This is a genomic window from Loktanella sp. PT4BL (genome assembly GCF_003201935.1).
In the GTDB taxonomy this organism is placed as follows: domain Bacteria; phylum Pseudomonadota; class Alphaproteobacteria; order Rhodobacterales; family Rhodobacteraceae; genus Yoonia.
Genome location: NZ_QJJL01000001.1, coordinates 216,371 through 230,607 on the forward strand (window position 1 = coordinate 216,371; position 14,237 = coordinate 230,607).

Annotated in this window: 16 protein-coding genes; 11 read left to right on the forward strand and 5 right to left on the reverse strand. The window is 57.3% G+C overall.

The window, feature by feature from the left end; translation table 11 throughout:
* Positions 1-113: 113 nt before the first annotated feature.
* Both C7964_RS19845 and C7964_RS01055 read left to right on the forward strand, forming a co-directional pair.
* Entirely contained in the window at positions 114-290 is a 177-nt protein-coding gene (locus C7964_RS19845; RefSeq protein ID WP_055295088.1) for a hypothetical protein, read from the forward strand.
* Positions 291-375: 85 nt separating this feature from the next.
* Entirely contained in the window at positions 376-702 is a 327-nt protein-coding gene (locus C7964_RS01055; RefSeq protein WP_110277861.1) for a DUF3775 domain-containing protein, read from the forward strand.
* A gap of 25 nt (positions 703-727) precedes the next feature.
* Here C7964_RS01055 and C7964_RS01060 read toward each other — a convergent pair whose 3' ends face one another.
* From C7964_RS01060 to C7964_RS01070, 3 genes are read right to left on the reverse strand one after another with little or no spacing between them, the layout of a single operon-like run.
* The gene (locus C7964_RS01060; protein ID WP_181417079.1) at positions 728-1,777 is read right to left on the reverse strand and encodes a saccharopine dehydrogenase; all 1,050 of its coding nucleotides are present in this window, start codon (positions 1,775-1,777) and stop codon (positions 728-730) included.
* Positions 1,777-2,379 (reverse strand): glutathione S-transferase family protein, encoded by a 603-nt coding sequence (locus tag C7964_RS01065; protein WP_110277863.1) that lies wholly within the window; start codon positions 2,377-2,379, stop codon positions 1,777-1,779. Before C7964_RS01065 ends, C7964_RS01060 begins: the two co-directional genes overlap by 1 nt.
* Positions 2,380-2,390: 11 nt before the next feature.
* The gene (locus C7964_RS01070) at positions 2,391-3,035 is read right to left on the reverse strand and encodes a histidine phosphatase family protein (protein WP_110277864.1); all 645 of its coding nucleotides are present in this window, start codon (positions 3,033-3,035) and stop codon (positions 2,391-2,393) included.
* A gap of 476 nt (positions 3,036-3,511) precedes the next feature.
* Between C7964_RS01070 and C7964_RS01075 the strand changes: the two genes are divergently transcribed.
* From C7964_RS01075 to rpsO, 7 genes are all read left to right on the forward strand, one after another.
* Positions 3,512-3,844: a hypothetical protein gene (locus C7964_RS01075; RefSeq protein WP_110277865.1), complete on the forward strand. Its 333-nt coding sequence runs from the start codon at positions 3,512-3,514 to the stop codon at positions 3,842-3,844.
* 147 nt (positions 3,845-3,991) lie between these two features.
* The gene (gene recQ, locus C7964_RS01080; RefSeq protein WP_110277866.1) at positions 3,992-6,028 is read left to right on the forward strand and encodes a DNA helicase RecQ; all 2,037 of its coding nucleotides are present in this window, start codon (positions 3,992-3,994) and stop codon (positions 6,026-6,028) included.
* Positions 6,029-6,049: 21 nt separating this feature from the next.
* Positions 6,050-7,039 (forward strand): NADPH:quinone reductase, encoded by a 990-nt coding sequence (locus C7964_RS01085; RefSeq protein WP_110277867.1) that lies wholly within the window; start codon positions 6,050-6,052, stop codon positions 7,037-7,039.
* Positions 7,040-7,096: 57 nt separating this feature from the next.
* Entirely contained in the window at positions 7,097-8,002 is a 906-nt protein-coding gene (gene truB / locus C7964_RS01090; protein ID WP_110277868.1) for a tRNA pseudouridine(55) synthase TruB, read from the forward strand.
* Between the two features lie 4 nt (positions 8,003-8,006).
* Positions 8,007-8,519 carry a DUF1643 domain-containing protein gene (locus tag C7964_RS01095; RefSeq protein ID WP_110278504.1) on the forward strand — a complete coding sequence of 171 codons (513 nt, stop codon included), beginning with the start codon at positions 8,007-8,009 and terminating at the stop codon, positions 8,517-8,519.
* A gap of 111 nt (positions 8,520-8,630) precedes the next feature.
* Complete coding sequence (locus tag C7964_RS01100) at positions 8,631-9,467, forward strand: calcium-binding protein (RefSeq protein ID WP_286163686.1); 837 nt, start codon at positions 8,631-8,633, stop codon at positions 9,465-9,467.
* A gap of 137 nt (positions 9,468-9,604) precedes the next feature.
* Positions 9,605-9,874, forward strand: coding sequence for a 30S ribosomal protein S15 (rpsO, locus tag C7964_RS01105; RefSeq protein ID WP_055295077.1), 270 nt, complete (start codon positions 9,605-9,607; stop codon positions 9,872-9,874).
* A 73-nt stretch (positions 9,875-9,947) separates the two neighbouring features.
* Here rpsO and C7964_RS01110 read toward each other — a convergent pair whose 3' ends face one another.
* Both C7964_RS01110 and C7964_RS19850 read right to left on the reverse strand, forming a co-directional pair.
* Entirely contained in the window at positions 9,948-10,604 is a 657-nt protein-coding gene (locus tag C7964_RS01110) for a 2OG-Fe(II) oxygenase (RefSeq protein WP_110277869.1), read from the reverse strand.
* A gap of 280 nt (positions 10,605-10,884) precedes the next feature.
* Complete coding sequence (locus C7964_RS19850) at positions 10,885-11,022, reverse strand: hypothetical protein (protein WP_181417080.1); 138 nt, start codon at positions 11,020-11,022, stop codon at positions 10,885-10,887.
* 295 nt (positions 11,023-11,317) lie between these two features.
* Between C7964_RS19850 and pnp the strand changes: the two genes are divergently transcribed.
* Both pnp and C7964_RS01120 read left to right on the forward strand, forming a co-directional pair.
* Positions 11,318-13,450 (forward strand): polyribonucleotide nucleotidyltransferase, encoded by a 2,133-nt coding sequence (pnp, locus tag C7964_RS01115; RefSeq protein ID WP_110277870.1) that lies wholly within the window; start codon positions 11,318-11,320, stop codon positions 13,448-13,450.
* A 192-nt stretch (positions 13,451-13,642) separates the two neighbouring features.
* The gene (locus C7964_RS01120; RefSeq protein ID WP_110277871.1) at positions 13,643-14,236 is read left to right on the forward strand and encodes a hypothetical protein; all 594 of its coding nucleotides are present in this window, start codon (positions 13,643-13,645) and stop codon (positions 14,234-14,236) included.
* The last annotated feature ends 1 nt before the right edge of the window (position 14,237 follow it).

Sequence of the window (14,237 nt, forward strand, 5' to 3'; positions counted from 1 at the left end):
CGCGAGCACTAACTTTTCCCCCGCCGTCCACTGTGATGGCGGGGTTTTTTCTTTGCGGGCCTGCGTCAAAAGCAATCGTTGCTCCGTTGCGTCTGCTCGGCTAGCCTGAACGCATGAAACATGTCCCCAAAGAAACCACTGATGATGCCCTTATTCAGGAGTTCCTGAACAAAGGCGGGAAAGTCAGTCGTGGCAAAACCAAACCTTTGGCGGCCGAGCTTGGTCTGAGCAACAATGTTTGGAACAATAAGCTGACCAAGGAAGAGAAAGCCGCCCGCGACAAGAAATAGTCGGGCGGGAACGCGACACGGCTTGCGCCAGATCAAGGTCGCCCTTGTGTGCATTCTGCATGGTTGACCCAAAGGAGATGCGCCAATGTTACCAATTACGGCAGATAAAATTGCAGAAGTCATCATTCTGGCGCGCGAGTTGGATCGCGCCGAGAATGAATTTGACGGATTTGTCGATCAGCTCAATGACGATGAAAAGACAGGACTGGTCGCAGTCTTCTGGATCGGGCGCGGCAGCTTCGAGGCTGAAGAACTGGCCGAGGCACTTGCCACGGCTGCGCAAGAGGCGACAACACCGACAGCCAGCTATCTGAAAGGGTCGCCGCATCTGGCCGATCATCTGGAGGCGGGGATGGCGGCCCTTGGTATGGATCCGTCAGAAGCCGAGGATGATCTCTACCGGCCCGCGTAAGGTGGATCCTGATCCACCTACCTGATCAGCGCACAGCCCTTTCAAACCACGCCTGCGCTCTGCCCCAGACGCCTTCATCTATCTGGGGTAGCGTCATCAGATGCGGCAAAAGCTGGTCGGCGAAATCCGCGCTGCTTTCTGCCGGTAACATCGAAGGCAGGTTGTCAATCGCTGTGACATCCAGCACCGGGTTGTCATGCACACGCAGCGCTGGTGCATCCCATGTCGTTGTGCGGTCATAGACCTTGATCGGAGAAAAATAGCTGTCCGGGTCGCAGGCCACATCGCCAATCACAGACAGGGTGCGCGGGGCGGTCTTGGCGCTTGCCGGGACAAAAACCGGCGTACCGGGGCGTGCCAGAATACAGTTGAGAAAGATGTCGTGGCGCAGCACTTCGGGAAACGGCCCACCCGAGGCGGTTTCCGCCATATCCCATTTCGTCGTTGCCACACCCATGGCGGTACACAGATCGGCGGCCCCGCTGCCGACACGGCCCAAGGCGCCAATAATCATCGCGGTGGGGCGCTCGGTGCCCAAGGCCATCAAAGCCTCTTGCAGGTCGGCCAGCAGGTGGTTTGCACTGGGATAGGCGTTGACCGGTCCCGCGATACGGCCATGCTGTTGCGCAATCCAGCACATCAGAGACACCGCCGCCCCCGCATAGCCAGCCCAATAGCCGAACGCGGCAACGCGCCGTCCGTCCTCAAGCGTGAGATATTCCAGATCATAAAGCGCGCCACCGCCCGACTTGAAGCGATCGAGCAAAACCTGGCCCGCAGGCTGCCCTTTATAGGCGTGGCCGAACATGACGTGGCGATGGCGCAGAGGCGATCCATCGCTGGGCAATTCCTTCAGTCCAAAGATGATCGCGTCGTCGGGTGCATCGGGCCAAGAGAACTCGGGTGCGACCGCGCACCCTGCTGCAACATAGTCAGCCAGTGGCAGAATACGCTGGCTGCTCTCTTCCACGGTCACCCGAAACCCTGCCGCAATCAGCTTGGCAGCACCCTGCGGGGTGATCCCGACGCGTTCCTCGTTGTCGCGGCTTTCCACGCGTACCCATAGATGGGTCATCACAGGAGCCCCTTTTCAAAGACGGCCTGCACAGAGGCATGTGTGTTCATTTCGTGCTGAAACGCCACCAGCCGTGGATAATGTGCGATATCCACACCGTCACCCGGGAGCCAGCTGAGGACAACATAAAGGTAGGCATCAGACAAAACATCCAGCTTGCCGCTCTCAAAGGGCAGGCTTGGCAGGTACTCCTCCAGATGGGCGGCGCACTCTGCCATGCGTTGGGGTACTTTGCGCTTCATATCCGCAAAGGAGCTGGGTTCATCCGCCCACCGTTCACCGCGCAGGCCATGGGCGTGATGTGGGTGCATTGTACCATTCAGATAAGACATCAGTTCGCGCATCTTGGCGGCGGCGAATGCGTCCTCCGGCACCAGTTGCGGGGCGATGTATTCCAGAATGGCAGGGGTCTCGGTCAGGATGCCGTCAGGTGTTTCCAACGTGGGGACGCGCCCCTTTGGATTCATTTTCAGATAATCATGCTTTGTTTGTTCCCCGCTGGCAAAGTCGACACGGATCTTTTCGTGCGGGGTACCGCACTCTTCCAGGATGATCGCGACAGCCACCGAAATGGTTCTGGGGGCGTAGTGAAGTCTCAACATGGGATGATCCTTTAGTAATGTGTGCGTGCATGCAGGCGGTCATCCCGGTCCAGATGCGGGATGGCGTTGAAACTGGCCAAAATCGGCCCCTGCGGTATGACGTTAATGCGATGGAGCGAGCTATTCATGATCGGCAGCAGGACATGCGCCATCCGCGTCGGGTTCAAATCAAGCAAATGCCGCATGATCATCCCGATGACCCCGCCCGATGTGATGCAAAGCACGCGGACACCGGGTTTGGCGGCCTCTTGCAGCACAGAGGTCACGCGGCTCTCGAATGAGGCAAAAGTCTCGTTCCCCATGATCTCGGCATTATGCCATGCTTCCATGACTTGCGGGACATGCGCTGCAAATTCATCCGGTCCCGGAAATGGCACACCGTGCACATCCTCAAGCGCCTGCCCCAGATTGAAGTAATCCATCTCGTTCAGACGCGGATCAATCAGCGGGCTGGTATAGCCGATGCCTGCTGCGGTTTCCTGATGGCGTCGCAGGCTCCCGGAAATCACCTTGTCGAAAGCGCCTTCGCGCCCTGACAGGTATTCCCCCAACCATTTCGCCTGTTGATGCCCCAAAGAAGAGAGCCGGTCATAGCTTTCTTCGTCTGTTGCCGCTGAATTTGCCTGCCCGTGCCGGACTAATATGATTTCGCCCATCAAGTCTCTCCTGAACTCACAGGGTTACGGTGTGTGACGGGCGTTGGCAACGATTCAAACCCTTAGAATCGGCATCAGATGGGCGCGGTGAACGGGCCGCAAATCCCGAGAAACGGAGTGTTTTCAGTCACGTACCCGAGAGACAGATGAAATAATTGTCGATCACGGAAATGCGCCCGACTGAAATCTGTGAACGGGAGAAATAAAACTGATCCGGTTTTCTGGCGCGAGGTGGAAATTCACGCACAGATTTGGATTCCAATTGGTGCGTCAGTGCACACTAGAGCGTCAGTAGAACGGTTTTTCCATTTTCAAGCACAAATTACGATCACATTGATCACCATTTTCGTGAACGCTGGCGGCCTTTTCAAATCGCCGTTCCCAACCAATCTTCAACTCATCGAAACGCCGCACTGAAGCGGCACGAAATGAACCGCGGCATTCCCGCCGCAACCGAAACTGAAAGGAACTCTATCATGTCCATCAAGAAAATCGCACTGATCGCCGCAACAATCGCCGGTACTGCTTCCATCGCTTCCGCAGACAGCTATTTCCAGCTGAACGAGCGCCTTGAAGCGTCGTCAATCCTGGATCTGGGTATTGTCCGCTCCGAAGCGGCAGGCGTTGTAGAAGTATATGACTTCTCCGGTGGCCAGATCGGTGCACTGCTTGGCACAGAAGCTGTGAACATGGGTGCAAACGCTGACGTACGTGTGAACGCACCACTGCGCAACGCTGAAAACGTCATCGCCCTGCTGAAGGTCGACGGCCAGACAGTGGCAGAGCGTACTTACGACATCGTCGACTAAACGACACATACTCCTCCCAATCAGAGGCCGGCACCCGAAAGGTGCCGGCCTTTTGCGTTTTGCCGCATGCTCACCTCTTGTGAACCGATTCTTAGCGTGGGATTGTGACTCTCAAGAGCAGCAGAAATTGCACAAGCAGGGTTTTCAGTGTCCACCACAGCGCTTCTGAGTGACATCTTTGGCTTTGATGCCTTCCGGCCGGGCCAACAGGAGATTGTCGAAGCGGTTGTCGCTGGTCAGGACACGCTGGCAATCATGCCGACAGGTGGCGGTAAATCTCTTTGTTTCCAATTGCCTGCCTTGGTGCGTGGCGGTGTCACTGTCGTGATCTCGCCTTTGATTGCACTGATGCGTGATCAGGTCCGCGGGTTGCGCGAAGCAGGGGTCGAGGCGGGTGCGCTGACCTCTGGCAATACCCCCGAAGAAACCGATGCCGTTTGGGAAGCGCTGGAAGCGGGCACGCTCAAACTGCTTTATATGGCGCCCGAACGGCTGGCAGCGGTCGGGACCATGAATATGCTGCGCCGCGCCGGTGTCGGCCTGATCGCGGTGGATGAGGCGCACTGTGTGAGCCAATGGGGCCATGATTTCCGCCCTGATTATCTCCGCATTGGCGAACTCAAGCGCCTGCTGGACGTGCCGCTGGCCGCGTTCACCGCGACGGCAGATGCCGAAACCCGTGAAGAGATTGTCGAGAAGCTTTTTGCTGGTAAGCAACCCGCCACTTTCCTGCGCGGGTTTGACCGGCCCAATATCCATCTTGCCTTTGCCGTCAAGGACGGGCCGCGCAACCAGATCCTGAACTTTGCCGCGGCGCGCAAGGGCCAGTCAGGGATCGTCTATTGCGGCACCCGTGCGAAAACCGAAACGCTGGCGAAAGCGCTGGGCGATGCAGGCCACAGCACCTGCCATTATCACGGCGGGATGGAGGCCGAGGATCGCCGGATTGTCGAACGCCGCTTTCAGCAAGAGGATGGCCTGATCGTCTGCGCGACTGTGGCCTTTGGCATGGGGATCGACAAACCAGATATCCGCTGGGTCGCCCATGCCGATCTACCCAAGTCAATCGAGGCTTATTATCAGGAAATCGGGCGTGCAGGACGGGATGGCGACCCTGCCGAGACGCTCACGCTTTTTGGGCCCGATGATATCCGCTACCGCCGCCAGCAGATCGACGAGGGGCTGGCCCCGCCCGAACGCCGTGCCGCAGACCACGGGCGGTTGAATGCTTTGCTTGGTCTGGCCGAGGCGCTGCGCTGTAGGCGGCAGAACCTGCTGGAATATTTCGGCGAAAACCCAGAACCCTGCGGTAACTGCGACCTTTGCGATAAACCCGCCGAGGTTTTCGATGGCACCACCGCCGTGCGCATGGCGCTGTCGGCCGCACTGCGCACCGAGGAATGGTTCGGCGCGGGCCATCTGATTGATATCTTGCTGGGGACGCCCACCGACAAGATCATGCAGCGGGGACATGACAGCCTGCCTACCTTCGGTGTTGGCAAAGACTATGACAAACGCCAGTGGCAGGCGATTTTCCGGCAGATGATGGGGCATGACCTGCTGCGCCCTGATCGGGAAAGGCACGGTGCGCTGCGGATGACCGAACATGCACGGCCCATCCTGCGCGGCGAAGCCACGATCCAATTGCGCCGCGACACGATCAAGGCGGCGCGCGGATCCGGCCCGCAAGTGCGTATGCTCGTGAGTGAAGAAGATGCGCCACTTCTGTCTGCGCTGAAGGCCAAACGCCGGTACCTTGCCGAACAGGCCAATGTCCCCGCCTATATTATTTTCAACGACCGTACTTTGATCGAAATGGCCGAAAAACGGCCCATGACCCTTGATGAGATGGCCCATATCGGTGGTGTGGGGGCCAAGAAGCTGGCGACCTATGGTCAGGATTTCCTGTCAGTCATCGCAGGCACGGTCGAGGAGGTACACCCCATGCGTCGCAAGCTTGCAGGACGTGACGAGGGCGCTGTCTACGACCGTCTGATGCAGGCGCAGGCCCAGCTCACCCGTGGCCCGCACGGCGTGGACAAACCGATGAGCTGTTCGGCGGCAATGCTGGCCAAAGTCGCGCAGATGCGCAGTGCCGACATGGATAACCTGACCCGTCTGATCGGGGACAAATACGCCGAAAGGTTTGGCGAGGCGTTTCTAGAGGTGCTAGAAGCCGGTTAAACTAAAAGAGGGACAAGCAACATGCGCGCGATCACCTATACTGCCTTCGGACCGGCCGCCGATGTCCTGACTCTAGAGGATCTTCCGACGCCAGATCCCGCAGCGGGCGAGGTTCTGGTGCGGTTGCAGACCTCTGGCGTCAACCCCTCTGACATTCGCGCCCGTGCAGGCGGCCGCCCCGGTGTGACCAAGCCGCCCTTTCCCAAGATCATCCCCCATAGCGATGGCGCTGGTGTTATCGAGGCGGTGGGCGAAGGCGTCTCGCCTGACCGGATTGGGCAGCGGGTCTGGATCTGGAACGGACAGTGGCAGCGCGCTTTTGGCACGGCTGCGGATTATATCGCCCTCCCTGCCGCGCAAGCGGTGCCATTGCCCCAGAACGTGTCTTTCGCCGAAGGGGCAACACTTGGCATTCCGGGCCTGACGGCGGTTCACGCGGTGCTGGGGCAAGGTCCTGTCTCGGGCAAAAGGGTGCTTGTCAGTGGCGGTGCCGGTAGCGTTGGTCATCTTGCTGTGCAGGTGGCGGCGGCCTCTGGCGCCGAAGTGATCGCAACGGCGCGGGGCCAGGAGGCGACGCAATCGGTACGCGATGCGGGTGCGGCCCATGTGTTTGACTATGCGGACCCGGATCTGGCCGCGCAGATATTGGAGGCCACCGGCGGTCGTCCGATTGACCATATCGCCGAAGTCGAGTTCGGCAAGAACGCCGCGACCATCGCCGAGGTCATCGCTGAAAACGGGACGGTGTCCACTTATGGATCGGCCAAGGACATGACGCCTGTGATCCCCTTTTATCCGCTGATGTTCAAAGCCGTGAACATCAAGCTTGTGTTGGTTTACCTGCTGACGCCCGAGGAGCGGGAAAAGACCACGGATCAACTGAACGATTTGCTCGCACGTAATGCGTTGAACATCCGTATCTCGGACACGCTTGCCCTGGACCAATGCGCCATCGCGCATGATATGATCGCGCGCGGTGATCGTGCGGGCTCTGTCATCCTGACACTCTAGATTGACCCGCCGCAGGCTTCACTCTAGCAAGCGCACATTCTGACAAGAGGCAAAGACATGGCACGCAGACGCAAGGGTCGCGATATTTCGGGTTGGCTGGTGGTGAACAAACCCGCCGGCATTACCTCCACCGCGGTCGTCAATAAGGTGCGCTGGGCGCTGGATGCCAAAAAGGCCGGTCATGCAGGCACGCTCGATCCCGAGGCGACGGGCGTTCTGGCCGTGGCGTTGGGCGAAGCGACCAAAACCGTGCCCTACATCACCGATGCGCTGAAGGCGTATACGTTTACCGTGCGGCTTGGTCAGGCCACAAACACCGATGATGCCGAGGGAGAGGTGATCGCGACCTCTGATTTGCGCCCTGATGACGCGGCGATCAAGGAAGCCTTGAACAGCTTTGTTGGTGATATCATGCAGGTCCCGCCGCAGTTTTCCGCCGTGAAAGTAGATGGTGAGCGCGCCTATAAGAAGGCCCGCGATGGCGAGGAAATGGACCTTGCAGCGCGTCCTTTATGGGTGGAAGAGCTCTTGCTGATCGACCGTCTCGATGCCGATCACGTTGTGCTGGAAATGACCTGTGGCAAAGGCGGCTACGTCCGTTCCATCGCACGTGATCTGGGTGAGGCGCTGGGCTGCAAGGCCCATGTCAAATCACTGCGCCGGATCTGGTCTGGTCCGTTTCAGGCCAAAGACGGGGTGACTTTGGAACAGGTCGATGCATTGGCCAAAACGCCCGAACTCGATGACTTCGTGCAACCTCTGGAAGTGGGGCTAAGTGATCTGCAAGAGGTGCGTTGCCTTGCAGAGAGCGTGGCCAAGCTGCGCAATGGCAACCCTGCGTCCGTGATCGCGACGGGTGTCGAATTCGGTGAAGAAGTCTGGGCCTCTTACGAAGGTAAGGCGATTGCCGTGGGCACCTATCGCGGCGGAGAAATCCAGCCATCACGCGTGTTTGTCACCTGATCCGGTGATCACGCGGACGCATATCAAAGATGACGCTCCGTCAGTCGCGACCTATTCGGATTGCGAACGCTACCGTTATGCGCTGACACGCACGTGGGATGCAAAGGGCAAACGGGTCCTGTTTGTGATGCTGAACCCATCGAAGGCCACCGAGGTGCAAAACGACCCGACCGTCGAGCGCTGCGAGCGGCGCGCCCGTGCGCTGGGCTTTGGCGCGTTTCAGGTGACAAATATCTTCGCTTGGCGCGACACCGATCCCTTTGCGATGCGCAAGGCGGTCGATCCGGTCGGGCCTGAGAATGATGCTGCCATTCGGGATGGTGCACAGTGGGCGGATAAGATCATCGCTGCATGGGGCACGCATGGCGCGCACCTCGGACGCGGCCGCCAGACCGAGGCGCTTTTGCGTAAGCTGGACAAGCCGCTCTATACGCTGGGGCTGAGCAAGCACGGCCACCCCAAGCATCCGCTTTACATCAGCTACGCACAGCAGCCGATCTTTTGGGACGTCAGGTGAGGTCCCTGCCGCGTTAACCAATCATTCAGAATCTGCACGTCTCGGCATGTACCTCATGGTATCAGAGCGTCCGAGGGTCGGGGGCGACTCGTTGATGACAGGTTTTTTAGAATGCTTGCTCTGATTGGACTGATGGGGGTCACCATGACGGCCGTCATGATGCTCGACAATGATGAGACGGATGAGACGCAGGACGGGGTATCCGATCAGGATGATCCCAGCGTTGATATCGCGCCGGTCGACAACCTTCTTGCGCCAAGCGACGAAGACACTGTGATTTTCTCTGGATCACTGGACGATATCGTCCTGACGGGTGTGGGCAACGACTATCTCCATGGCGAAGATGGCAACGACTATCTGGCCAGCGGTGCGGGGGATGACACACTGCAGGGCGGTCGCGGTGACGATGTGCTTGTCGGTGGTGATGGCAATGACCTGCTGAGCGGGCATGTTGGCGATGATGTTCTGGCCGGTGGTGCGGGTGACGATGCGCTGAATGGCGGCGATGGTGACGATGTATTGATGGGTGGCGCGGGTGATGATGCGTTGCTCGGCTCTTTGGGCAATGATCGCTTGGTCGGTGGCGCTGGTGCGGACACGCTGCATGGCGGGTCTGGCGACGATATTCTTTATGATCGGGGCGATGAGGATGCCGATTACCTGAATGGTGGCGCGGGTGACGATACCTTGATGGGCGGTGCGGGCGACAATCTGCATGGCGGGACGGGTGCTGATACCTTTGCACTTCTGTCTGGAAACGACGTAATCGTTGAAGATTTCGATGCGTCAGAGGACGTGATCGAGATTACTTATGAGGGTGCAGTGCCAAAGCTTGAGACTGCGGAAACGGAAGATGGGCTTGCTCTTCTTGCCGACGGTTTGGTTGTTGCCACTTTCCCAGATCTGGCAGAACTGGATGTGACACGGATCGCACTGATTGCCGCGTAACAAATCGCTTTCCTTTTTCGCAGAATCCTCTTATTGCGACGCATCTGCGCAGGGATTGCCTTGCACAGACCCTCCACGGGCCCTTCTGGACGACATCCCGGATTGTGCCATTCACCCTTGATATAAAGGAGACCCCGATGTCGATTACTGCTGAAGAAAAAGCACGGATCATGAAGGAATTTGCGACCAAAGAAGGCGATACAGGTTCGCCCGAAGTACAGGTTGCTATCCTGTCCAGCCGCATCGCGACGCTGACAGAGCACTTCAAGACCCACAAAAAAGACAACCACGGTCGCCGTGGTCTGCTGAAAATGGTCGCGCTGCGCCGCAAGCTTCTGGACTACACCAAGTCCAAAGATGAAGCACGCTACCAGAGCCTGATCGAGCGTCTGGGCCTGCGTCGCTAAGGCGACACGGTCGAGAAGAGATTACAGAAAACGCCCACCTCTTGGTGGGCGTTTTTTGTTTCAGCAACAGCTGTTAGAAGGTTCGTGTTTCGCCATCTTCTGGCGGATAATCGCGTTGCACGTGGTATGCCAGTTGTCGCCACCAGATCGACATTGCGTATTTTTCACCGCTTGCGACAGATCGCCCCGCATGGAGTGAATGGGGGTGTGGCGACGCCGTGCCAAGCCGCGTGTTCCCAAAGATCAGCACCCGCCCGAGTTTTGGTTTCACCTTGATTTTCAGGTGCGGAAACTCTGTTTCACCACCTTCATCTACATCGTTTAGATAGCAAATCGTTGTGAACAGGCGTTGGCCACCTTCCGCGAGGAACTGGCGTCCACCAGGGCTTTGATCAAATGCGTCAGAATGAGCATCAAATCTCTGCTCACCTTGATAGCGCAACAGCTTGCAGGGTTCAGTGTTTTCTGGTGGCAAACGTACCAACGTAGAAATCTCGCTGACAAGTTGCGTTACCAGCGGGTCAGCCCATTGGTCGACTCGCGCGTAATAATTGGTTCGGCCTTCACTTATCTTTGCACCACCACTCTCGTTGACGACTGCGCCGCGCTGAAACATACCATCACCCTTTGCAACAATGTGCTTGGCAAGATCAGCATCGAAAACTTCATCAACGACAACGACGAGTGGGTTCAGGTTGAGCAATACTTGTGGGCGACCTACAACCAACATTCATTCAGACTCCATGCATAGACTTCCGGCAATAGAAATCACCATGTCCACCGCCCTAGTCTCGCAGGCGAAAATGAGTTTGATGCGAAAGCAAGTAGCTCTCGGTAAACCCGGCCTATCCCGGTACCGGTGTTTGGATTGGTGGCTCTACTGGCGCTTCGATCGGTGGCTCTATCGGAGCTTCGACTGGAGGCTCCTCTGATGTTTCACCGCCATTGTCATCATCGCCACTCGACACTGCGACTGCAATCAAGGCACCTATGATAAGTGCAGGGATGATCTAATCCGAGCTGCCTGCCGGTGCTGCCATCGCTTCGGGCTCTGCTACGGGTGTTTCAACAATAGAGTCGGCCAGGCCGCCTGCCATTGACTGCGTTGCAACAAGTGAAATCGCTGCAGCGTGAGGGACAAACTTCATGATAGATCAACCTTTTCTTCAAAAACCAGACAATTACAACAAAGCGTAGCAAATGACATTCCCTTAGGCAAAGAAATTTCTTTGTTTTGAAATTTCTCCCAATGATGCGCTGCAGGTCGCGAGTCGGTTACGGGCACAAACCCTTCCCCCTTCCCAAACGCTGCAATCTGCGATAAGGCCCAACAATCTTGAGAGACTGGCGCCCGCATTCCAGCGCCTGACCAAAGAAGATATTGGGATGAGGGGGAATACGCCCCCTACGCAAAAGGCCAAACAGGCCAACTAGGAAGACATCATGTTTAATGAAGTGAAGAAATCAATTCAGTGGGGCGAAGAAACGCTGACACTGGAAACGGGTAAGGTTGCCCGCCAGGCCGATGGCTCTGTCATCGCGACACTGGGCGAAACCTCTGTCATGGCCAACGTGACATTCGCCAAACAACAAAAGCCGGGGCAGGATTTTTTCCCGCTGACTGTGCATTACCAAGAGAAATACTATGCTGCCGGCAAAGTGCCTGGCGGCTTTTTCAAGCGCGAAGCGCGTCCAACCGAAAAAGAGACGCTGACATCCCGCCTGATCGACCGTCCGATCCGCCCGCTGTTCGTCCCCGGCTTCAAGAACGAAGTTCTGGTGATGTGCACCGTGCTGTCGCACGATATGGTCAACGACCCCGACATGGTCGCGATGATCGCAGCCTCTGCGGCGCTGACCATCTCGGGCGCGCCTTTCATGGGCCCGATTGCGGCTTGTCGCGTCGGGTATGAGGATGGCGAATACATCCTGAACCCTGAAATCGACGACATGCATAACCTGCGCATGAACCCCGATCAGCGTCTCGACCTTGTTGTTGCCGGCACCAAAGACGCCGTAATGATGGTTGAGTCCGAAGCTTACGAACTGTCCGAGGATGAAATGCTGGGTGCGGTGACATTCGCACACGAGCAGATCCAGCCGGTCATCGACCTGATTATTGATCTGGCCGAAGAATGCGCAAAAGAGCCGTTCGACTTCCAGCCCGAGGATTATTCGGAGCTGTCAGCCGCTGTGAAAGCCGCTGGTGAAGACAAGATGCGCGCCGCCTATGCGATCACCGACAAGCAAGAGCGCACTGCCGCTGTTGCCAATGCCAAGCAAGAGATCATCAATGCGCTGACCGAAGAGCAGCAGGAAGATAGCAACCTTGGCGCGGCGCTGAAAAAGCTGGAGTCCAGCGTTCTGCGCGGTGATGTTGTCAAGAACGGCAAGCGGATTGATGGCCGTGCGCTTGATACGATCCGCCCGATCGTGTCCGAGACAGGCATCCTGCCACGCACCCACGGTTCTGCCCTGTTCACACGTGGCGAAACCCAGGGTCTGGTAGTGACCACGCTGGGCACCGGCGACGACGAACAGATGATCGACGCGCTGACCGGCATGTATAAATCCAACTTCATGCTGCACTACAACTTCCCACCATACTCTGTTGGTGAAGTCGGCCGCGTTGCTGGCCCCGGCCGTCGCGAGATCGGTCATGGCAAGCTGGCATGGCGTGCGCTGCAGGCGGTTCTGCCTGCGCCAACGGATTTCCCATACACCATTCGCGTGGTGTCTGAGATCACTGAATCCAACGGGTCATCCTCGATGGCATCCGTCTGTGGTGGCTCTTTGTCCATGATGGACGCAGGCGTGCCACTGAAGGCACCGGTTGCCGGTGTGGCCATGGGTCTGGTGATGGAAGAAGACGGATCTTACGCCATTTTGTCCGACATCCTTGGCGACGAAGACCACCTCGGCGACATGGACTTCAAGGTTGCGGGTACCGAGAACGGGATCACCTCCTTGCAGATGGACATCAAGATCGCCGGCATCACGCCAGAGATCATGAAAAAGGCGCTTGAGCAGGCGAAGGCAGGCCGTTTGCATATTCTGGGCGAGATGGGCAAAGCCATCACCGGCGCGCAGGAATTCAGCGTGCACGCACCCAAGATCGAAACCATGCAGATCCCGACCGACAAGATCCGTGAAGTGATCGGGTCCGGTGGTAAGGTCATCCGCGAGATCGTGGAAACATCCGGTGCCAAGGTCGATATCAACGACGACGGTGTGATCAAGCTGGCATCCAACGATGCCGAGGCGATCAAGAAAGCCTACGACATGATCTATTCGATCGTGGCAGAGCCGGAAGAAGGCGTGATCTACAAAGGCACAGTTGTGAAACTGGTCGACTTTGGCGCTTTCGTGAACTTCTTTGGCAAGCGCGACGGTCTGGTGCACGTGTCCCAGATCGAGAACCGCCGCCTGAACCATCCTTCCGATGTCCTTAAGGAAGGTCAGGAAGTCTGGGTCAAACTGCTTGGTTTCGATGATCGCGGCAAGGTCCGTTTGGCCATGAAGATGGTTGATCAGGAAACCGGTCAGGAGATCACGAAAGAAGAAGTGGCCGAGTAAGCTCTGGCCTGATCAGACTGATGAAAAAAGTAGCGCCCGGCCTAAGTGCCGGGCGCTTTTTTATGACTTGAATGCTGCATTGCCACGCAAATTGTGCGATGGACTTTCCCCAAGCTTCCCTTGCGTCAGTCGCGGGCTATCCTGTTCGAAGGGACAATGACGCCCCTGACTACAGACAAGAAAGGATAGCTCATGAATTTTAAGGCGATATTGGCAGCGACCGTCTTTGGTACGGTTGCCACGGGCGCTGTGGCGCAGAATTTTGACGGTGTTTCTTTTGGTGTGGGTGTGACCAATTTCGGCCTGTCTCTTGAGGGTGAATATGCTGTCAATCCGCAGGTTGGCGTCCGTGGGATGGTCATGGGCGGTTTCAGTTTCGATGATGAATTCGATATCGACGATGCGACCGTTGATGGCGAAGTGGATCTGTGCGGCGTTGCCGTCCTTGCCGACTATTACCCTCTGGCAAACGCGTGGCGGCTGTCAGGCGGGCTTTTCTTTTCCAACAGTGAGGTGACCGGCACGGTCACGGATGATCTCACAACCTATGACGGGGAAATCAATTTCAAGAACGAAGTGGCGCCACTTATCACCACCGGTTTCAGCACCGAAGTGGCCCCGGGCTGGTCGGTGTCCGGTGATATCGGTGTGATCGTGTCTTCGTTAGAGGTATCGTCTGACGACAACACTGGCACTGTACAGGCCGATATCGCAGAGTTGAACGCAGATCTTGAGGATGTGCCGGTCTTTCCGTTCATCGGTGTCGCGGTCAGTTATTCCTACTAGA

Excerpts from the sequence above, each read along its gene's own strand:
- C7964_RS01100 (WP_286163686.1), top strand. The coding sequence starts at position 8,631 with ATGCTTGCTCTGATTGGACTGATGGGGGTCACCATGACGGCCGTCATG.
- C7964_RS01110 (WP_110277869.1), bottom strand. The coding sequence starts at position 10,604 with ATGTTGGTTGTAGGTCGCCCACAAGTATTGCTCAACCTGAACCCACTC.
- C7964_RS01120 (WP_110277871.1), top strand. The coding sequence starts at position 13,643 with ATGAATTTTAAGGCGATATTGGCAGCGACCGTCTTTGGTACGGTTGCC.
- truB (WP_110277868.1), top strand. The coding sequence starts at position 7,097 with ATGGCACGCAGACGCAAGGGTCGCGATATTTCGGGTTGGCTGGTGGTG.
- C7964_RS19845 (WP_055295088.1), top strand. The coding sequence starts at position 114 with ATGAAACATGTCCCCAAAGAAACCACTGATGATGCCCTTATTCAGGAG.
- C7964_RS01075 (WP_110277865.1), top strand. The coding sequence starts at position 3,512 with ATGTCCATCAAGAAAATCGCACTGATCGCCGCAACAATCGCCGGTACT.
- C7964_RS19850 (WP_181417080.1), bottom strand. The coding sequence starts at position 11,022 with ATGAAGTTTGTCCCTCACGCTGCAGCGATTTCACTTGTTGCAACGCAG.
- rpsO (WP_055295077.1), top strand. The coding sequence starts at position 9,605 with ATGTCGATTACTGCTGAAGAAAAAGCACGGATCATGAAGGAATTTGCG.
- C7964_RS01055 (WP_110277861.1), top strand. The coding sequence starts at position 376 with ATGTTACCAATTACGGCAGATAAAATTGCAGAAGTCATCATTCTGGCG.
- C7964_RS01065 (WP_110277863.1), bottom strand. The coding sequence starts at position 2,379 with ATGTTGAGACTTCACTACGCCCCCAGAACCATTTCGGTGGCTGTCGCG.
- C7964_RS01060 (WP_181417079.1), bottom strand. The coding sequence starts at position 1,777 with ATGACCCATCTATGGGTACGCGTGGAAAGCCGCGACAACGAGGAACGC.
- pnp (WP_110277870.1), top strand. The coding sequence starts at position 11,318 with ATGTTTAATGAAGTGAAGAAATCAATTCAGTGGGGCGAAGAAACGCTG.
- C7964_RS01070 (WP_110277864.1), bottom strand. The coding sequence starts at position 3,035 with ATGGGCGAAATCATATTAGTCCGGCACGGGCAGGCAAATTCAGCGGCA.
- C7964_RS01085 (WP_110277867.1), top strand. The coding sequence starts at position 6,050 with ATGCGCGCGATCACCTATACTGCCTTCGGACCGGCCGCCGATGTCCTG.